General features: G+C 56.4%; 18 protein-coding genes. 14 read left to right on the forward strand and 4 right to left on the reverse strand.

Translation table 11 applies throughout. The features are described 5' to 3' along the window. Nucleotides 1–10 precede the first annotated feature (10 nt). Both envC and BFG58_RS21095 read left to right on the forward strand, forming a co-directional pair. Nucleotides 11–1,270, forward strand: a complete 1,260-nt coding sequence (envC, locus tag BFG58_RS21090; protein ID WP_025910576.1) for a murein hydrolase activator EnvC — start codon at nucleotides 11–13, stop codon at nucleotides 1,268–1,270. Between the two features lie 3 nt (nucleotides 1,271–1,273). Beyond that, nucleotides 1,274–2,206, forward strand: a complete 933-nt coding sequence (locus BFG58_RS21095) for a divergent polysaccharide deacetylase family protein (RefSeq protein ID WP_069720508.1) — start codon at nucleotides 1,274–1,276, stop codon at nucleotides 2,204–2,206. An 11-nt stretch (nucleotides 2,207–2,217) separates the two neighbouring features. On the opposite strand, the gene BFG58_RS21100 is transcribed toward BFG58_RS21095, so the two are convergent. The 3 genes from BFG58_RS21100 to kbl form a co-directional block, all read right to left on the reverse strand. Further along, nucleotides 2,218–3,018, reverse strand: a complete 801-nt coding sequence (locus BFG58_RS21100) for a glycosyltransferase family 2 protein (RefSeq protein ID WP_045907904.1) — start codon at nucleotides 3,016–3,018, stop codon at nucleotides 2,218–2,220. A 142-nt stretch (nucleotides 3,019–3,160) separates the two neighbouring features. Continuing rightward, complete coding sequence (gene tdh / locus BFG58_RS21105; RefSeq protein WP_024906616.1) at nucleotides 3,161–4,186, reverse strand: L-threonine 3-dehydrogenase; 1,026 nt, start codon at nucleotides 4,184–4,186, stop codon at nucleotides 3,161–3,163. A gap of 9 nt (nucleotides 4,187–4,195) precedes the next feature. Next, on the reverse strand, nucleotides 4,196–5,392 hold the full coding sequence (kbl, locus tag BFG58_RS21110) for a glycine C-acetyltransferase (RefSeq protein WP_048028122.1): 1,197 nt from the start codon (nucleotides 5,390–5,392) through the stop codon (nucleotides 4,196–4,198). A gap of 215 nt (nucleotides 5,393–5,607) precedes the next feature. On the opposite strand from kbl, the gene rfaD reads away from it, so the two are divergent. Genes rfaD through BFG58_RS21135 form a run of 5 tightly spaced genes read left to right on the forward strand, consistent with a single transcriptional unit; the run spans nucleotide 5,608 to nucleotide 10,787 of the window. Further along, nucleotides 5,608–6,540, forward strand: coding sequence for an ADP-glyceromanno-heptose 6-epimerase (gene rfaD / locus BFG58_RS21115; RefSeq protein WP_008502707.1), 933 nt, complete (start codon nucleotides 5,608–5,610; stop codon nucleotides 6,538–6,540). 2 nt (nucleotides 6,541–6,542) lie between these two features. Next, on the forward strand, nucleotides 6,543–7,589 hold the full coding sequence (gene rfaF, locus BFG58_RS21120) for an ADP-heptose--LPS heptosyltransferase RfaF (RefSeq protein ID WP_069720509.1): 1,047 nt from the start codon (nucleotides 6,543–6,545) through the stop codon (nucleotides 7,587–7,589). 3 nt (nucleotides 7,590–7,592) lie between these two features. Beyond that, the gene (gene rfaC / locus BFG58_RS21125) at nucleotides 7,593–8,579 is read left to right on the forward strand and encodes a lipopolysaccharide heptosyltransferase RfaC (protein ID WP_069720510.1); all 987 of its coding nucleotides are present in this window, start codon (nucleotides 7,593–7,595) and stop codon (nucleotides 8,577–8,579) included. Next, nucleotides 8,572–9,681, forward strand: a complete 1,110-nt coding sequence (rfaQ, locus tag BFG58_RS21130; protein ID WP_023618272.1) for a putative lipopolysaccharide heptosyltransferase III — start codon at nucleotides 8,572–8,574, stop codon at nucleotides 9,679–9,681. Before rfaC ends, rfaQ begins: the two co-directional genes overlap by 8 nt. Beyond that, nucleotides 9,678–10,787, forward strand: coding sequence for a glycosyltransferase family 4 protein (locus tag BFG58_RS21135; protein WP_069720511.1), 1,110 nt, complete (start codon nucleotides 9,678–9,680; stop codon nucleotides 10,785–10,787). The genes rfaQ and BFG58_RS21135 overlap by 4 nt, the downstream gene beginning before the upstream one ends. Here BFG58_RS21135 and BFG58_RS21140 read toward each other — a convergent pair. Further along, on the reverse strand, nucleotides 10,766–11,869 hold the full coding sequence (locus BFG58_RS21140) for a glycosyltransferase family 4 protein (RefSeq protein ID WP_069720512.1): 1,104 nt from the start codon (nucleotides 11,867–11,869) through the stop codon (nucleotides 10,766–10,768). The two genes, BFG58_RS21135 and BFG58_RS21140, sit on opposite strands and share 22 nt — an antisense overlap. 230 nt (nucleotides 11,870–12,099) lie before the next feature. Between BFG58_RS21140 and BFG58_RS21145 the strand changes: the two genes are divergently transcribed. The 7 genes from BFG58_RS21145 (at nucleotide 12,100) to coaD (ending at nucleotide 19,914) form a co-directional block, all read left to right on the forward strand. Continuing rightward, nucleotides 12,100–13,470, forward strand: coding sequence for an O-antigen ligase (locus tag BFG58_RS21145; protein WP_069720513.1), 1,371 nt, complete (start codon nucleotides 12,100–12,102; stop codon nucleotides 13,468–13,470). Between the two features lie 143 nt (nucleotides 13,471–13,613). Further along, the gene (locus BFG58_RS21150) at nucleotides 13,614–14,597 is read left to right on the forward strand and encodes a glycosyltransferase (protein ID WP_069720514.1); all 984 of its coding nucleotides are present in this window, start codon (nucleotides 13,614–13,616) and stop codon (nucleotides 14,595–14,597) included. Nucleotides 14,598–14,605: 8 nt separating this feature from the next. Further along, nucleotides 14,606–15,577, forward strand: coding sequence for a hypothetical protein (locus BFG58_RS21155; protein ID WP_069720515.1), 972 nt, complete (start codon nucleotides 14,606–14,608; stop codon nucleotides 15,575–15,577). 18 nt (nucleotides 15,578–15,595) lie between these two features. After that, a complete protein-coding gene (locus BFG58_RS21160) occupies nucleotides 15,596–17,230 on the forward strand; it encodes a sulfatase-like hydrolase/transferase (protein WP_069720516.1) in 1,635 nt (544 codons plus the stop codon). A 156-nt stretch (nucleotides 17,231–17,386) separates the two neighbouring features. Continuing rightward, nucleotides 17,387–18,661 (forward strand): lipid IV(A) 3-deoxy-D-manno-octulosonic acid transferase, encoded by a 1,275-nt coding sequence (waaA, locus tag BFG58_RS21165; RefSeq protein WP_024906625.1) that lies wholly within the window; start codon nucleotides 17,387–17,389, stop codon nucleotides 18,659–18,661. Then, on the forward strand, nucleotides 18,661–19,431 hold the full coding sequence (locus tag BFG58_RS21170; protein ID WP_069720517.1) for a glycosyltransferase family 2 protein: 771 nt from the start codon (nucleotides 18,661–18,663) through the stop codon (nucleotides 19,429–19,431). Before waaA ends, BFG58_RS21170 begins: the two co-directional genes overlap by 1 nt. 3 nt (nucleotides 19,432–19,434) lie before the next feature. Continuing rightward, nucleotides 19,435–19,914, forward strand: a complete 480-nt coding sequence (coaD, locus tag BFG58_RS21175; RefSeq protein ID WP_008502695.1) for a pantetheine-phosphate adenylyltransferase — start codon at nucleotides 19,435–19,437, stop codon at nucleotides 19,912–19,914. Nucleotide 19,915: the final 1 nt, after the last annotated feature.

Here is a 19,915-nt window from a genome sequence, read left to right on the forward strand (position 1 = left end):
GATTTTTTCAATCACATGGGTCGTGAAGCCGCTTAGGTTATCAGTCAGACCTCTGTTTTACGCCAGCGCACTCAGCGCTGGCGTATTGCTGTGCGCCGCATCCGCCCACGCGGATGACCGCGACCAGCTGAAATCCATTCAGGCCGATATCGCCGCCAAAGAGCGTGCGGTACGCCAGCAGCAGCAGCAGCGCGCCGCCCTGCTCGCCCAGCTTAAGCAGCAGGAAGAGGCCATCTCCGCTGCCACGCGTAAACTCCGTGAAACACAAAACACCCTCGCCCAGCTGAATAAGCAGATCGACGAGATGAACGCGTCGATTGCCAAACTCGAGCGCCAGCGCGATGCGCAGGAGCGCAATCTTGCGGCACAGCTTGATGCCGCATTCCGCCAGGGTGAACATACCGGACTCCAGCTGATCCTCAGCGGCGAAGAGAGCCAGCGCGGCCAGCGCCTGCAGGCCTACTTTGGCTATCTGAACCAGGCGCGTCAGGAGACGATCGCGCAGTTGAAGCAGACGCGCGAAGAGGTCTCCACGCAAAAAGCCGAACTGGAAGAGAAGCAGAGCCAGCAGCAGACGCTGCTCTACGATCAGCAGGCCCAGCAGGCGAAGCTCGAGCAGGCGCGCAACGAGCGTAAGAAAACCCTGGCCGGTCTCGAGTCCTCGATTCAGGAAGGGCAAAGCCAGCTGAGCGAAATGCGCGCCAACGAATCCAAACTGCGTAACAGCATCGCCCGTGCGGAAGCCGCGGCGAAAGCGCGCGCCGAAAAAGAGGCTCGCGAGGCGCAGGCCGTTCGCGACAAGCAGCAGGAAGCCTCCCGCAAAGGCACCACCTACAAGCCAAGCGAAAGTGAACGTTCCCTGATGTCGCGTACCGGTGGTCTGGGCTCACCTCGCGGCCAGGCTTTCTGGCCCGTTCGTGGTTCAATTCTGCATCGCTATGGCGAACAGCTGCAGGGTGAGCTACGTTGGAAAGGGATCGTTATCGGTGCGTCTGAAGGTAGCGAAGTGAAAGCGATTGCCGATGGTCGCGTGATTCTGGCCGACTGGCTGCAGGGTTACGGACTGGTGGTGGTAGTCGAACACGGTAAAGGTGATATGAGCCTTTACGGCTACAACCAGAGCGCGCTGGTCAGCGTCGGCACGCAGGTGCGCGCGGGCCAACCCATCGCCCTTGTGGGCAGCAGTGGCGGTCAGGGCCGCCCGTCACTCTATTTCGAAATTCGTCGTCAGGGTCAGGCGGTCAATCCACAGCCGTGGTTGGGAAGATAAGTTTTGCTTCAATTTCGTCGAATCGTTTTCTCCGTCGTCAGCACGCTGGCGCTGGCTGCACCGGTATACGCAGGTAAGCTCGCTATCGTGATTGATGACTTTGGTTATCGTCCACACTATGAAAATCAGGTGCTGGCGATGCCGTCAGCCATCTCCGTTGCCGTCCTGCCAAATGCCCCCCATGCGCGTGAGATGGCGACCAAAGCCCACAGCAGCGGGCATCAGGTGCTGATTCACCTGCCCATGGCCCCGCTCAGCAAGCAGCCGCTGGAAAAAGATACCCTGCGCCCGGATATGAGCAGCGAGGAGATCGAGCGCATCATCCGCGACGCCTACAACAAGGTGCCGTATGCCGTAGGGCTGAACAACCATATGGGCAGCGCGATGACCTCCAGCCTGTACGGGATGCTAAAAGTGATGCAGGCGCTGGAGCGTTACAATCTCTACTTCCTCGACAGCATGACCATCGGCAACAGCCAGGCGATGCGCGCCGCTCAGGGAACGGGCGTAAAGGTGATTAAGCGCAAGGTGTTCCTGGATGACACCCAGAACGAAGCCGATATTCGTATGCAGTTCAATCGCGCGGTACAGCTGGCCCGCCGCAATGGTTCGGCCATTGCCATCGGTCACCCGCACCCGTCGACCGTCCGTGTCCTGCAGCAAATGCTGCCGACCTTACCTTCCGATATCACGCTGGTGCGCCCGAGCGATCTGCTTAACGAGCCGCAGGTGGATACCTCTACGCCGAATTCTGCGCAGCCCGTGCCGACTGCACCGCGTAATCCGTTCCGCGGCGTGAAACGCTGCGTACCGAAGCAGCCGCTTGAACCGGTCTACGCGACCCGCTTCTTCTCTGTCATCGGAGAAAGCATCAGTAACAGTACGCTGGTGAAATACGTCCAGCAGCAGTGGCAGGGATGGGGTAAGAAAGCCTGACCGCCTGACGCTTATTTCGCAATCTGAGAGTCCGTCTGCTCATTCGCAACGGGCTCTTTTTTCTCCTGATGCTGATACCAGGATTTGAAATACTTCAAAAAGCTGTAGGCTGTAGCATACAGACCCGTCACGACCCCAACCTTGCCCTGACGCCAGGCTCCGCTGAACAGATACCATTTGAAGAACGCCCCGATGGCGCTGATGATGCCGCGTCCGATCGAAGGGCGAGCCGGCTGGTACTTCACCAGCCGGGTGGTGTAGCTGTTGAGCTTGTTGAACACTTCATGAAGGTTATAAAACGTGTCGTGACGCACCCGCCCCGGCATTTTCATGGCGACAATCTTGCCTTCAACTTTGTCATCCACGGGTCGTTGGTTGAAGCGAGCCTGGGTACGATTGAACAGCCGCACCGGGAAATCAGGAGAGGAAACAGGGTAGATTGTACGCACCTCCTCACCCAGCACGTGCCAGTACCGGGCGATACGCCAGGCGCGATCGGCGGAAGGTTCATCCCCGGCTTTCAGGGTCAGAATAAAGTCGACAGTCTCCGCGTCCAGAATCTCGTCGCTATCCATGCAAAGCACCCAGTCATTGCTCGCCAGATCGATCGCATGGTTCATCTGCACGCCATGCATAGCATAGGGGTGATGATGAAGGGAGAGCCCGTACTCGCGGCAAATAGAAAGAGTGGCATCCGTACTGCCGGAATCCAGAACGACAATTTCATCTGCCACCGTCAGCAGCGGAGGAATCACCTCGCGCAGCAAACGCGCAGAATTACAGGTCAATAAACAAACGGTAAGCTTGAACATAGGCGCTGTAAACTTAAACGGATAATCAACAAACTTTATAAGTGTGCGGGTAAAAAAGCGAAGGAAAAATCGAAATAATCTGATTGCGGATGTAAGAAACGTGAAGAGGTCGTAAAAAAAGCGCCCGAAGGCGCTTTCTCTGTTACTCCCAGCTCAGGATCACTTTCCCTGACTGGCCGGAACGCATCGCGTCAAAGCCCTGCTGGAACTCATCGATGGAGAAACGGTGAGTAATAATCGGGGACAGATCCAGACCTGACTGGATCAGCGCCGCCATCTTGTACCAGGTCTCGAACATCTCGCGGCCGTAGATACCCTTGATGAACAGCCCTTTGAAGATCACTTTGTTCCAGTCGATGGACATATCCGACGGCGGGATACCCAGCATCGCGATACGGCCACCGTGGTTCATGGTGTCGAGCATGGTGCGGAACGCCGGCGGCGCGCCGGACATCTCCAGACCCACGTCGAAGCCCTCGGTCATGCCCAGCTCTTCCATCACGTCGGTCAGGCTCTCTTTCGAGACATCCACCGCGCGGGTGACGCCCATTTTGCGCGCCAGCGACAGACGGTATTCGTTCACGTCGGTGATCACAACGTTGCGTGCACCCACGTGCTTCGCCACGGCAGCGGCCATAATGCCGATTGGGCCCGCACCGGAGACCAGCACGTCTTCACCCACCAGATCGAAGGAGAGCGCCGTGTGTACCGCGTTGCCGAACGGGTCGAAGATGGAGGCCAGATCGTCAGAGATATTGTCCGGAATTTTGAACGCGTTAAAGGCCGGTATCACCAGGTATTCCGCGAAGCAGCCCGGACGGTTTACGCCCACGCCGATGGTATTGCGGCACAGGTGCGTACGCCCACCGCGGCAGTTACGGCAGTGGCCGCAGGTAATATGACCTTCACCGGAAACGCGGTCGCCGATTTTGAAGCCTTTCACTTCCTGGCCGATACCCACCACTTCACCGACATATTCGTGACCGACAACCATCGGTACAGGAATGGTTTTCTGCGACCACTGGTCCCAGTTGTAGATGTGAACGTCAGTACCGCAGATAGCTGTTTTACGAATTTTGATCAGCAGATCGTTATGACCGACTTCCGGTTCCGGCACGTCGGTCATCCAAATCCCTTCTTCCGCTTTCAGTTTGGATAACGCTTTCATCACACGTCCTCAGGCAATGACGCCCAGCTGTTTACCGATGCGGGTAAAGGCTTCCACCGCACGTTCAATTTGTTCAGGCGTATGCGCCGCAGACATCTGGGTGCGGATACGCGCCTGACCTTTTGGCACCACCGGGAAGAAGAACCCGGTGACATAAATCCCTTCTTTCTGCAGTTCGCGGGCAAATTGCTGCGCCACGACCGCATCGCCCAGCATCACCGGAATGATCGCATGATCGGCACCGGCCAGGGTGAACCCTGCTGCGCTCATTTTTTCACGGAACAGACGGGCGTTAGACCACAGACGGTCGCGCAGCCCGGCACCGGACTCCACCATCTCCAGCACTTTGATAGAAGCGGCAACAATCGCTGGCGCCAGGGAGTTGGAGAACAGATACGGACGGGAGCGCTGACGCAGCCACTCAACCACCTCTTTGCGCGCAGCGGTATAGCCGCCGGATGCGCCGCCGAGCGCTTTGCCCAGCGTACCGGTGATGATGTCCACGCGGCCCATGACGTCGCAGTATTCGTGGGAGCCCCGGCCGTTTTCGCCGACAAAGCCCACCGCGTGAGAGTCATCGACCATCACCAGCGCGTCATATTTATCTGCCAGGTCACATACGCCCTTCAGGTTGGCGATCACGCCGTCCATGGAGAACACGCCGTCGGTGGCGATCAGCACATGTCGAGCGCCCGCTTCACGGGCCTCTTTCAGGCGCGCTTCCAGCTCAACCATGTCGTTGTTGGCGTAGCGGAAACGCTTCGCTTTGCACAGGCGCACGCCGTCAATGATGGAAGCATGGTTCAGGGCGTCGGAGATAATGGCATCTTCTGCGCCGAGCAGGGTCTCAAACAGGCCGCCGTTGGCGTCAAAGCAGGAGGAGTACAGAATCGCATCTTCCATTCCGAGGAAGGTTGCCAGCTTTTGCTCAAGCTGCTTGTGGCTGTCCTGGGTTCCGCAGATAAAGCGTACGGAGGCCATGCCGAAGCCGTGGGTATCCATGCCGTTTTTGGCAGCGGCAATCAGCTCAGGGTGATTCGCAAGACCTAAGTAGTTGTTCGCACAAAAGTTGATCACATGGCTGCCGTCGGCAACGGTGATGTCCGCCTGCTGGGCAGACGTGATAATACGCTCTTCCTTGAACAACCCTTCCGCACGTGCGGTCTCGAGGTCGCTGTTTAACTGTTTGTAAAAATCACCACGCATTGCAATTCTCCAGACTCGGCAAATTTCGGGACATATTACCCAAACCTATAGTTCATGACGAGATGACACGTCATCTCTTGTCGTTTTTGCAGCATAAATCACGTGTACCCTTGCGCTATGTCGGTGAATGGCTGAAGGGCAGCCATACTAATGATATGATAGAAACATTAGCGTCCGGGATTGTCCCCGGGCTCCACACTTCAAAGGTTACAGTTATGATCATCGTTACCGGCGGCGCAGGCTTTATCGGCAGCAATATTGTTAAGGCTCTCAATGACAAAGGCATCACCGACATCCTGGTGGTTGACAACCTGAAAGACGGCACCAAGTTCGTTAACCTGGTGGATCTGAACATCGCTGACTACATGGATAAAGAAGACTTCCTTATCCAGATTATGGCAGGTGAAGAGTTCGGCGAGATCGAAGCCATCTTCCACGAAGGTGCCTGCTCGTCCACTACCGAGTGGGACGGCAAGTACATGATGGACAATAACTATCAGTACTCCAAAGAGATCCTGCATTACTGCCTGGAGCGTGAAATTCCGTTCCTGTATGCCTCTTCTGCTGCCACCTACGGCGGGCGCACCTCGGACTTCATCGAGTCCCGCGAATATGAGCAGCCGCTGAACGTCTACGGTTACTCCAAGTTCCTGTTCGACGAATACGTACGTCAGGTACTGCCAGAAGCGAACTCGCAGATCGTCGGTTTCCGCTACTTCAACGTCTACGGACCGCGCGAAGGCCACAAAGGCAGCATGGCGAGCGTGGCGTTCCACCTGAACACCCAGCTGAATAACGGTGAAAGTCCAAAACTGTTCGAAGGCAGCGACGGCTTTAAGCGTGACTTCGTCTACGTGGGTGACGTGGCCGCCGTAAACCTGTGGTTCTGGGAAAATGGCGTGTCCGGCATCTTCAACCTCGGTACCGGCCGCGCAGAGTCCTTCCAGGCGGTGGCTGACGCCACGCTGGCGTACCATAAAAAAGGCAGCATCGAGTACATTCCGTTCCCTGACAAGCTGAAAGGCCGTTACCAGGCGTTCACGCAGGCCGATCTGACTAACCTGCGCGCCGCAGGTTATGACAAGCCGTTCAAGACCGTTGCCGAAGGCGTAACGGAATATATGGCCTGGCTGAACCGCGACGCGTAAGTATGAGAATTCTGGTGATCGGCCCGTCATGGGTGGGCGACATGATGATGTCGCAAAGTCTCTATCGCACGCTCAAGGCGCGTTATCCCCAGGCGATAATCGACGTGATGGCACCCGCGTGGTGCCGTCCGCTGTTATCGCGTATGCCGGAAGTGAATGAAGCGATCCCGATGCCGCTCGGCCACGGAGCGCTGGAGATTGGCGAGCGCCGCAAGCTCGGCCATAGCCTGCGCGAAAAGCGGTACGATCGTGCGTATGTCCTGCCCAACTCCTTTAAATCCGCGCTGGTGCCCTTCTTTGCGGGCATCCCGCATCGCACCGGCTGGCGCGGCGAAATGCGCTACGGTCTGCTGAACGATGCGCGGGTGCTGGATAAAGCGGCCTGGCCATTAATGGTGGAGCGCTACGTGGCGCTGGCCTATGACAAAGGCGTGATGCGCAGTGCGAAAGACCTGCCGCAGCCGCTGCTCTGGCCCCAGCTTCAGGTTAACGACGGTGAAAAATCCCAGACCTGCAGCGCGTTTGGCCTTTCGTCTGAACGCCCGATGATTGGCTTCTGCCCTGGCGCCGAGTTCGGTCCGGCAAAACGCTGGCCGCACTACCACTATGCGGAGCTGGCGAAACAGCTGATCGACGAAGGCTACCAGATTGTCCTGTTCGGTTCGGCAAAAGACCACGAGGCGGGCAACGAAATTCTCGCCACACTCAGTAATGAACAGCAGGCCTGGTGCCGTAATCTGGCGGGCGAAACGCAGCTTGAACAGGCCGTTATTCTGATTGCCGCCTGTCACGCCCTGGTCACCAACGATTCAGGCCTGATGCACGTCGCCGCTGCACTCAACCGCCCGCTGGTCGCGCTGTATGGCCCAAGTAGCCCGGATTTCACGCCGCCGCTGTCACACAAGGCGCGCGTTATCCGTCTCATTACCGGCTATCACAAGGTGCGCAAAGGCGATGCGGCAGAAGGTTACCATCAGAGCCTGATCGACATTACGCCAGCGCGTGTTCTCGAAGAACTCAACGCACTGCTGTTGAGCGAAGAAGGATAACGAATGCGGGTATTGATCGTTAAAACCTCTTCGATGGGTGATGTTCTGCATACGCTGCCGTCGCTGACGGACGCCATGCGGGCCATCCCCGGCATTCGTTTTGACTGGGCGGTGGAAGAAGGCTTCGCGCAGATCCCCACCTGGCATGAAGCGGTTGACCGCGTGATCCCGGTGGCGATTCGCCGCTGGCGCAAAGCGTGGTTCTCCGCGCCGATTAAAGCCGAACGCAAAGCCTTTCGCGAGGCGGTGCGAGCACAGCATTACGACGCCATCATTGACGCGCAGGGGCTGGTCAAAAGCGCCGCGCTGGTAACGCGTCTGGCACACGGCGTAAAGCACGGGATGGACTGGCACAGCGCCCGAGAACCGCTGGCGAGCCTGTTTTATAACCGTCGTCATCACATCGCAAAGCAACAGCATGCCGTCGAACGTACCCGCGAGCTGTTTGCCAAAAGCCTGGGGTATGCGAAACCGGAAACCCAGGGCGACTATGCAATTTCCCGGCATTTCCTGCACGCCTCATCGCAGAAAAGCGACCCTTATTTGATTTTCCTTCACGCGACAACCCGCGATGACAAGCACTGGCCGGAAGCGTACTGGCGCGAACTGATCGGCCTGCTGGCAAGCGCGGGGCTGCGTATCAAACTCCCGTGGGGCGCACCGCACGAAGAGGCACGGGCCAAACGTCTGGCAGAAGGGTTTGATTACGTGGACGTTCTGCCGCGCATGAAACTTGACGGCGTCGCTCAGGCGCTGGCAGGCGCTACGGCTGTGGTTTCTGTGGATACGGGCCTCAGCCACCTGACGGCGGCGCTGGACCGTCCTAACATCACGCTTTACGGCCCAACGGACCCGGGCCTGATCGGCGGCTATGGAAAAAATCAGTATATCTGCCGCCCGGAACACTCATCGCAGTTGAGCGATCTCAGCGCCGCTGCGGTATTTGCGCAATTAGAGCCTTTGCTGGCAGCAGAGAGAGCCTATGTCTGATTTTTTCTCAGCGGAGCGCCCGCCAAAGCGCGTGCTGATTATTAAGCTGCGTCACCACGGTGACGTTCTGCTTACCTCGCCGGTGTTTACCGTGCTGAAAAAGAACTGGCCGAACGTGGAAGTCGATGCGCTGGTTTATGACGATACCCAGGCGATGCTGACCAGCCATCCGCATATCGACCAGGTGCATACTATTGGGCGCAACTGGCGCAAGAAGGGTTGGTTTGAACAATTCCGCCTCTACCGCGCCCTGCTGAATACCCTGAAAGGCCGTCAGTATGACGTGCTGATTAATCTGACCGAACACTGGCACGGCGCGCGTCTGGCGCGTCGCCTGAAACCGCGTGTCTCCGTCGGCTTTAAGCCGGATAAACGCGGGGGCCTGGCACGTCGTCGCTGGGTGAAATCGTTCACCACGCTCTACCCGGCCATTCAGGACAACAGCCGCCATATGGTGGAAGTTAATCTGGATGCCCTGCGCCGAATCGGTATTCATCCGCAGTCCGACGAAGACAAGCATACGCTTTTTGTGCCTGGTGACGCGGCAGAAGCCTCTGTGGCCGAAAAACTGGCCGGGTTTGGGCTCACGAGTAAATCCTACATTCTGGTTCACCCGACCTCGCGCTGGATGTTTAAGGCCTGGGATATCAAAAAACTGGCAGCGACCATTGATAACCTGGCGGCGCGCGGCCTGCCGATCGTCCTCTCCGCCGCACCGTCAAAAGAAGAGAAGGCCTACATGGATGAGCTGCGCGCAGCTCTCACCCAGCCGGTCTTTGATTTAAGCGGTCAGCTGAACCTGAAAGAGCTGGGTGCGCTGATGAAGCACGCCCGGGTGTACTTTGGTGTGGACTCCATGCCGATGCACCTTGCAAGCGCCGTCGGTACGCCGACCGTTGCTATCTTTGGCCCTACCGGTGCCATCAAATGGGCGCCGTGGGGGGTAAATTATCGTGTGATTGTGGCCGGGTTTACCTGCCAGCCGTGCGGCAAAGCGGGCTGCGGAGACAGCGGTGTCTCAGACTGCATTACGGCCATTACCCCACAGCAGGTGCTGAGCGCAATCGATACGATGCTTCTGGAAACGGAAACCCCTGCATGAAACTGGCCATTGTTCGACAGACCTACAACCCCAACGGTGGCGCAGAGCGTTTTGTCTCACGTGCGCTGAACGTGCTGGCGCAGGATACCTCCCTTGATGTCACGCTGATTGCTCGCCAGTGGGAGGATGCCGCAGGCTGGAAAACGTTGACGGTCAATCCGCCGTTTCGCAATCGCATCGCGCGTGAATCCGGTTTTGCCGTCGAAGCCGCCGCGCATTTTACGCAGTTTGATATTGTGCAAAGCCACGAACGCATACCGGGCGCCACCATCTTCCGGGCGGGCGACGGTGTTCACGCCACCTGGCTTGAGCAATATGGTCGTATTCTGTCGCCACTGGCGCGTTGGGCGCAGTCTCTGAGCCGTTATCACCGCTACATTCTGCAGGCCGAGGCGCAGATGTTTACCCATCCGCAGCTGCGCAAGGTGATCTGTAATTCGAAGATGGTTCGCGATGATATCGCCCGTCGTTTCGGACTGTCGGAAGACAAGCTGACGGTGATCTACAACGGCGTAGACACCGTTCAGTTTAGTCCTGAGGTCCGCGCCCTTTCGCAGCGTGATGCACTGGGTATTCCCCATAACGCACCGGTACTGGCGTATGTTGGGTCAGGCTTCAGCCGCAAAGGCGTCGCCACCGCGCTGCGCGCTATTGTGGCGCATCCTGACGTCTGGCTGCTGATTGCCGGCCGCGATAAACATGCGCGGAAGTTCGAAAAGCTGGCGCAGGCGCTGGGGATTTCCTCTCGAGTGAAGTTCCTGGGTCCCGTAGCCAACGTGCGTGAAGTGTATGGCACGGCTGATGCCCTTATCCTGCCGACGCTCTACGATCCCTTCCCGAACGTCTGCGTGGAAGCCCTGGCCTGTGGTTTGCCACTGCTCACCAGCCACGGTTGTGGCGCGGCGGAGTGGATAACCGAGGGTCAAAACGGCTGGGTACGCGATGCGCTGGACAGCGAAGGTTACCAGCAGGCCATCTCGCTGTGGCTAAAAGGCCGTGAACAGGGTGTCGATTACGCCGCTGCCGCGCGTGCGACTGCGGAGCCTTTCACCCTGGACAGAATGGCCCGAGAGCTACAAACGCTTTATCGCGATTTGCTGAGCTGAGCGGCATCGGAGAAGACCTTCTCCATCGCGTCCAGCATACATTCGCGGGTAAAGTGCGTGCTCAGGTAGTCATACCCCTGTTGCGCGAGCGTCTCGCGAAGGGCTGAGTCGGCATAGAGTTTCATTATGGCATCGCGCAGTGCGTTTTCGTCGCGCTGGGCGACCAACAATCCCGTCTGCCCGTTAATCACCGCATCCCCCGTTCCACCGGCATCCGTCGCAATGGTGGCAATACGGGTGGCTAACGATTGCAGGACGCCCTGCGGCACACCTTCCATGTCATGCGAAGGACTCAGCGCAATATCAAAGGCCGGAAACCAGCGTTCCGGATCGGGTTGATGTCCCGCCATGACCACGCGCTGCTGTAATCCCAGTGCGGCGATTTCCTGTTCCAGCGTCGCCTTGTGCGGGCCTTCGCCAACAATCGCCAGCTTGATGTGTGGATTGTCGATTTTCGCCAGGGCGCGCAGCAGTACGCTATGGCCTTTGTTCGGGCGCAAATGCGATACCACGCCCAGCCAGAAATCGTCCTGCGACAAACCACAATGAACCCGGGCCTGGTGCTTATCTCCCGGATGGAAACGCTGCGTATCGACACCGCTTGGCACCGACGTACTCTGGGACATAGGCACGCCGATATTTGCCACCTGATGGCGCAGCGCCTCACCGGTAGTCACGATGTGCGCGCAGGCGGTGCGGAACAGCCAGCGTGTCGTCCAGTTGTTACGCGGAACGCCGGACGCATGACGGGTTCTCACCAGTGGTACGGGGTTGGAGAGCGTCAGATTCGCCAGCGCCACCAGCCAGGTATCGGCAGAGTTATGGCTATTGATGACGTCAATCGACTGACGGTTATCCTTCAGCCAGCGACGCAGCAGCTGCAGGTTTTTAAGGTTCTTACGCTTCAACGGCATCGTGACCACCGTCAGACCGGCATTGCGTGCCAGCGCGTGAAGCGGCGCAGTTTCCGGACAAAGGAGAGTCACCTGATGGCCACGCTGAATCATCCCAAGCGATTCGTTGATAATGCGCAGAGGCTGCCCGCCTTTGCCGCCGTCTGCTTCAGTGTGAACAATGTGCATATATTTCCTGTCGTTTAGCTGAAACCGCTGTCCAGGCTGCCGATTATATACGTGGGTATTACGATAATGCACAGGCGGATTAATCTTGCTTACAAACAATGTCCTTCTGTAGTTATGGCTTCTGTGGTAATTTTCTCAGGCTTTTATTCCACTCAAAATCAGTGGAATCTGCGTATGGCATTGTTAACTAACCGGTATTAACGCCGAGATCCTTTACCAGTACCAAAATTATGACAAATACTCGTAACATCCTGACAGGTCTTTTAGTGCTGTCTGTACTGGCTTTATGTTTTATCTGGCCAATCCCAAACGATCAGCTACCTTTTCATCGTAATGGACTGATTTATCCTAATATTGTGGTGGCGCTCGGTCTTTTCTTTAGCTCCTCAGTGGCGAGAAAAGCGCTGGACTTAAACAAAATTAAGTTCGTGCTTATTGTGCTCTGGGCATTGACCTTCTTTATCCTGATTAACGGCTTTTTTGTCGCGCCAGATATTAAAGAAATGGTGTCGACCTGGGATGGTCAGTGGCTACGTCCGGTATTACTTTTCTGTGCGGGTCTGGTGTTATTACCGGTGATTCAGGAGCGCTTCCCCTCTTTATCGGCAGCCCGTTTCTTTACTCTCGTCGTCCTTTTTTTCTGGGGCGTCGTCTGTATCCATCTCCTTGATACCGTCTGGCTTTACTGGCGAGACGGCGTGATCCACTGGGGCGAAACGCGGATTGTTTATAACCGCACGCGCATGAGCTTCCAGGTCAATATGATCACCGGTTTCCTGCTCGCTGAACTGCTTGCACGCGGCCTGCTTCATCAGCGTTTCTTACGCCTGAAGACACCGTTCCTCGCCTTTATGCTGCTGTGTAACCTTGTCTGCACGGCATTAGTCGATACCCGCTGGGGAACGATCGGCCTGGTTGGCAGCCTGTTCTCCACCTTCATTCTGCTCAGCCTGCACAGCATGCGTCGCAGCCGGGTGTTGCTCACAGGCGGCATTCTTTTGGGCATTACTATCGCTTCTGCGCTTCTGGGCTATGCCTCCTGGAAAACCGATCCGCGCTGGCAAAGTCTGGAAGATGATGCCGTAACCGGCTGGAACGCGCCTTTCACCAGTTTTTGCTATAACAAAACCAACGGAACAGTACCGACTAACGATCTCGGTCGTCCAATGAACCACTCCAACGGCTGTCGCGCGAGTTTCTTCCATCAGGGCTGGAAACTGGTGGGTGAACATCCTGCAGGAATGGGACCTCGCAAAGAGGCCTTCCGTTATGTGCTGCGTCGCGACACGCAGGACAATCGCATTGATATTCCACACAGCCACTACGGCCTGATTGAGTTTGGTATCCAGAACGGGGTTGTGGGCATTGCAGGCTGGCTGATTCTGCTGGCAGGCTGCTGGTACATCGGCTGGCGCGAGTTCCGCCATGGCAATATGATGGCAGGCATGTTCCTGCTGCTGTTTACGGTTGGTTTCTTCTCCCGAACCATGGTTGACCATAATCTGAAAGATCACTACCTGGAACAATATATGCTGTTAACCGGGTTACTTGTGGGAATGTGCGCGTTACGACCCGCTAAACGGACAGAAACAACCTCCTGATCGCGTATATTGCGCCGATGATTACAGGCATCGGCGCAACGTTACCCATCAGAACTCTTTTGCCTGCCGGCTGTCGAAAAGCCATTGCACATTGCTGTATCGCTCGTTAGCCGCATCTCACCGCGTTAAATTACGGAGTAAGCATGTCTGGAACGCCTCAATTAAGCCTCGTTGTCGCCGTCTATAATGGCGATAATTTCCTGAGCGCTTTTTTTGACAGCATAAAGAAACAGAATCTGCCCAGCCTGGAACTTGTTATTGTTAATGACGGCTCAACCGACGGCTCCGCAGATATCATCGCCCGCTACGCCAGTGAATTCAGTCATTTTAACGTCATCAACCAGCCCAATGGGGGTGTCTCTGCGGCCCGTAATACTGGCCTGGCCGTGGCTACGGGCGAGTACGTCGCGTTCCCGGATATTGATGACGTTATCTATCCGGGTATGTATCCGCGCCTGCTGGAGATTGCACTCGCCGGGCAGTTGGACGTCGCGACCTGCAACGGTACCTATATTTATGATGACGGACGCCCGTCGAAGAAGATTTTCCCTTCAGATAAACTTGCGTCAACCGGCGTGCTGGACGGCCCGACCTGGCTGCAGATGGCGCTCGAATCACGCAAGTTCCTGCACGTAACGTGGCTGAATATCTATCGACACGCCTTTATCAAAGAGCAGGGCTTCAGCTTTGAACATGGTCTGCGCCATCAGGACATCCCCTGGACTACGGAAGTGCTGCTCACCGCCAGACGCGTGCAGTATATTGATGAGGTCTATTACGATTACCTGATCCATTCCGCTTCCGTTTCCCATACGCCAGGCACGGACGACACGCGCATGCGCTCTTCGCGCCATTACATGAAGATTCTGGAGATGCTGGACGCCATCAACAAACGCTATCCGGAACAGGTGAAACGCGTACCCGCCTGCCGCTGGCAAATCGCCAAAGAGGGTCTGGGGATCCTGCATAGCATTAACAACATTGACGATATGGCCAAAAAACGCGAGATCACCCGTGAGCTTTTCGATCGCGGTATCTGGACGCTGATTTGGCAAAATGCGCGCGGCTTCCGCCAACGGTGGCGTCTGGGACGTCGCTACTTCCGTCTTAAAAAACTCGTCAAATGAGTGGAATTATGAGCAAGCTTAAACTGCATGTTGTTTCCCGCCCTGAGTTTATCGCGACGAATTTTGCCGATTTTCAGGAACTGATTGATCAGAAAATCAATCCGGATGATATTCCGCATCGTTTTTACTGTGGGGGAAGAGGCGTCTGGACATTTCAGACGATGCTCAGCCTTAACTATTACTATAACGGTCAGATTGAATGTTCATGGGGCACTGAATGCCGCCCGGACGCAATTAATCTGATGCACAACGATCACTATGGTTCCCGCGTAAAACCCTGGGTCGGCGTGACCGTTGTTGCTCGTGCCGATCGTCCGCCGGTTATCGGCGCGGATTACGTCGTCGAACAAAACCCTGAAGTTGCTAACATCCCAGGGCGTATCTTTATTCCTAACTGGCCACAGCCGGGCGTAAAACCGCGTGAGCGCAACGACGAGACAATCAAAACCGTCGCATTCTTCGGCCGTGTAGACAGTTTCCCGGACCAATACCGCGAAGGGAACTTTAAGCAACGCCTTGCCGAACAAGGTATCGAGCTACGCATCTCGTTCGATAACTGGACAAACTACCAGGACGTGGACGTATGCATCAGCTTCCGCAAATCACACGATCATAAACTGGCGCGTAAGCCTGCCAGCAAGCTCATTAACAACTGGCTGGGGAAAACGGTGATGGTCTGCGATGACGAGCCGTCTTATCGCGCGATCCGCGAAAGCGAGCTGGACTACCTGATCGCCAAAAACCCTGATGAAGCCTTCGATGCCATCATGCGTCTTAAAAATTCCCCTGAACTGTATCGTCAGATGCGCGAACAGGGTGAAAAACGCCTACAGGTCTATTCCCGCGAAGCGGTCGCCGCACGCTGGTACGCCCTGTTTGAGGATATCTGGCGTAAAGGATTGCACAATCGTCCTACGGTAGTTCGCGCACTGCGCTTTGGTTTTGGTAAAGCCATTCGCCCGCTGACTAAAAAGTTCTGATCGGAATAGAGCCCTTCCATGTTCAAAACAACGACACACTCTTCGTTCACCCCACGCAGCAATCTGTTGCGCACCCTGGGGTTAACGCTGGCATTCTTGCTGCTGTTCTCGCTCTCAGAAATCATCATTCTGCTGAAAGATCATGTCTACCAGCCGAAATCCGGTGATATCTCGCTGTATCTGATCATCTCCCTGCTTGCCGCGGCCAGTGCGCGTTTCTTCCTGACTCGCCTGCTGCTGGCCGTCACGTTTATCGTTCAGATATCGGAAGCGGTGTACTACCAGTTCTACGGTCAGTTCTATGGCCCGAGTGAAGTCTGGCTGGCGTTCGTGGAAACGAAAGATATTGCCAGTGGGATCACCGACAGCCTGGGTTCACTGGGCATCTACTTCGCCATCATGATTGTGGCGGTCGTGTTTGCGCTGGGCTTTGCGCGTCGTCTGGCGCCGCTTTGGCACAAATGGATTGCGCTTCCTTGCCTGCTTGCCATCGTCGTGATGTTTGTCGGCCAGTTCTACAAAGCGGTCGACGGGCAGATGTACAAGTTCAACCCGGACCTGCGTCACTCACTGCTGCGTAACGGCCTGTCTGCGATGAGCTTCAGCGCCATACGCCTGATCCCGGAAGCGATGTCAGGAGAAAACCAGAATCTGACCCATTACGATCCCTACCAGGTCAAACCTGTTAAGGATACGCGTGCGGGCAAATATTCGATTATTCTGGCGATAGGTGAAAGCCTTAACCCGCACCACGTCAGCGCCCTGGGCTACGAACGCGATACCACGCCCGAGCTGAAAGCGCTGCTCCAGCAGTATCAAGGTACGGGCCGTCTGATTGTCTCCAACGCCGTATCCACCCGCGTGGCCATCCCGATGCTGGTGAATAATCTGCGCGAGCCGGATAACTACGGGGCCTATAAATCGAAATCCACCAATATCTTCGCCAACGCGAAGAAACAGGGTTATCAGACCGCCTTTATCTCCGCCCAGGGACTGGAAGGGCTGAGCAACTGGATTGGTATCCATGATATTGATCTGTGGGAAGATACCCAGATCCGCCCGGCACCGGATGTCGGCGCGGACGTTGTTCTGACGCCATCCGTTGAGAAAGCAACGCTGGACTGGAACAAACCGTTCCTGATGGTGCTCAACAGCCGTGCTCCACATATCCCGTACGAGCGTAATATCCCGCAGGGCTTCGCGAAGTTCTCTACACCGCGTCTGAGTGATGATGTGGCGCAGAAGAAAAATGAGTATGACGATGCGGTCCGCCTGTATGACAAAGAACTCGCGTCCGCGATTCGCACCGCGCTGGCAAAATCCAAACTGCCGGTGCTGGTGTTTATCACCTCCGATCACGGGGAACGCGTGGGCGATAACGGTCTGTTTGGCCATTCGGTTGTAGAAATGCCAATTGCTCAGGTACCGTTCCTCTACTTCAGCAACGATCCAGCTTACGCCATGAAGGAGATCAGCCCGCAGATGCCGCTCAACCATTATCAGGTGGCAACGCTCATCAACAAGATGCTGGGCTACGACGTCAGTAATCCAAATCAAAAAGATGACAGCTTCTTCATCACTGGCGGTGACATTCGCGGGCTTTCGGAGCGCGTAACCTACCATCTGAACGCCCTCCCCGAAGCGGAGCGCTAAACGGTGAGACAAGAAACGGGCAAGAAATTGCCCGTTTTTTTTCAGGCGAATGAGCGTAACGCAGCCAAATGGGTGTCTTAAAACACCAAAGAGATAGCTTTAGACGGCTCAAATGCTTAGAATTTGCCCGCCGAAACTAAAAAAACGGATAATCGCTTGGAATTGTTGTATACCGCTCTGCTCTACATCATTCAGCCACTGGTGTGGCTGAGACTGTTGCTTCGTAGCCGTAAAGCGCCTGCGTATCGTAAACGCTGGGCTGAACGCTATGGCTTCTGCCGCAATAAAGTCGCGCCGGACGGTATTTTGCTGCATTCCGTTTCTGTCGGTGAAACGCTGGCGGCAATCCCGCTGGTTCGCGCCCTGCGTCACCGCTACCCGTCGCTGCCGATTACCGTCACGACGATGACGCCAACCGGCTCGGAGCGCGCGTTATCCGCTTTTGGCAAAGACGTTCATCACGTCTATCTCCCTTACGACCTGCCCTGCGCCATGAATCGTTTCCTGAATACCGTTCGCCCGAAGCTGGTGATTGTGATGGAAACCGAACTGTGGCCGAACATGATTTCCGCCCTGCATGCCCGTAAAATTCCGCTGGTGATTGCCAACGCGCGCCTGTCAGAGCGCTCGGCGAAAGGTTACGGCAAGCTGGGTAAATTTATGCGCCGCTTGCTGAGCAAAATCACGCTGATCGCCGCGCAGAATGAAGAAGATGCGGCACGCTTTGTCTCTCTGGGCCTCAAACGCAACCAGCTTGCAGTGACGGGCAGCCTGAAATTTGATATTTCGGTTACCCCGGAACTCGCCGCCCGCGCAATCACGCTGCGTCGCCAGTGGGCGCCACGTCGTCAGGTATGGATTGCGACCAGTACCCATGACGGTGAAGAAGAGATTATCCTGCAGGCGCACCGCAAGCTGCTGGAAAGCTTTCCTGATTTACTGCTGATCCTCGTGCCCCGCCATCCGGAGCGTTTCAAAGATGCCCGTGAAATGGTGCAGAAAGGCGGTTTCAGCTTCACGCTGCGCAGCAGCGGGGAGATCCCGTCTGGCAGCACCCAGGTGGTGATTGGCGACACGATGGGCGAGCTGATGCTGCTGTACGGCATTGCTGACCTCGCGTTTGTCGGCGGCAGCCTGGTGGAGCGCGGCGGTCATAACCCGCTCGAGCCGGCCGCCCATGCGATTCCGGTGCTGATGGGGCCACATACGTTTAACTTCAAAGATATCTGCGCGAAATTACAGCAGGCCGATGGTTTAATTACCGTGACCGATGCGGATTCGGTAGTCAAAGAGGTATCGACCCTTCTGACTGATGAAGATTATCGCCTGTGGTACGGGCGTCATGCCGTTGAAGTGCTGCATCAGAACCAGGGCGCCCTGACCCGTCTGCTGCAACTTCTGCAACCTTACCTGCCCCAGCGGAGCCACTAATGCCAACGCGTCTGTCGGTCGTGATGATCGCCAAAAACGCCGCCGACCTGCTTCCGGACTGCCTGGCATCAGTTGCCTGGGCTGACGAGATCGTCATTCTTGACTCCGGAAGTACGGACAGCACGGTGGACGTTGCCCGGGCAGCGGGTGCAAAGGTGTTTACCGACGCTGACTGGCAAGGCTATGGCATCCAGCGCCAGCGCGCGCAGGGGTTTGCCACCGGTGATTATGTCCTGATGCTCGATACTGACGAACGTATTACGCCAGAACTTCAGCAGGCCATTCAGGCGGTGCTTTCCTCGCCTCAGCCTGGCGCTGTATACAGCATTGCCCGTCGTAACTATTTCCTTGGCCGATTTATGCGCCACAGCGGCTGGTATCCAGACCGCGTGACGCGCCTTTACGAGCGCGAGCGCTATCAGTACAACGACAGCCTGGTTCATGAATCTCTGGCCTGCGATAGCGCCCGGATCATCCCCCTGACGGGCGATTTGCTACACCTGACCTGCCGGGATTTCGCGAGCTTCCAGCGTAAACAGCTCAACTATGCCACGGCTTGGGCGCAGGAGCGTCACCAGCGCGGCAAGAAGGCCTCACTGACCGGTATCTTCACCCACACGCTGGGCGCGTTCCTGAAAACGCTCCTGCTGCGTGGTGGCGTGCTGGACGGTAAGCAGGGCTGGTTACTCGCGGTAGTGAATGCCCAGTATACTTTCAACAAATACACCGAGCTGTGGGCGCTCTGCCGCGGCTACTCAGAGAAAACGTGAGCCATGAGCACAAAAGCGATTTATCCGGGTACCTTCGATCCGATCACCAACGGTCATCTTGATATCATCACCCGTGCGGCGTGCATGTTTGACAAGGTGATCCTGGCCATTGCCGCCAGCCCCAGCAAAAAGCCAATGTTTGACCTCCACGAGCGCGTGCAGCTTGCCACCGATGCCATTTCGCACCTGCCGAATGTTGAGGTGGTCGGGTTTAGCGACCTGATGGCTAACTTCGCCCGCGCCCAGCAGGCGAACATTCTGATCCGCGGCTTACGCGCGGTGGCAGACTTTGAGTATGAGATGCAGCTGGCGCACATGAACCGCCACCTGATGCCGGAGCTGGAGAGCGTGTTCCTGATGCCCTCCAAAGAGTGGTCGTTTATCTCGTCCACGCTGGTAAAAGAGGTGGCGCGTCATCACGGGGACGTTACCCATTTCCTGCCGGTTAACGTCCACCAGGCGTTGATGGAAAAGCTAAAGTAGC

It is taken from the genome of Enterobacter sp. ku-bf2 (assembly GCF_001742765.1).
GTDB classification, from domain to species: Bacteria; Pseudomonadota; Gammaproteobacteria; order Enterobacterales; family Enterobacteriaceae; genus Enterobacter; species Enterobacter quasiroggenkampii.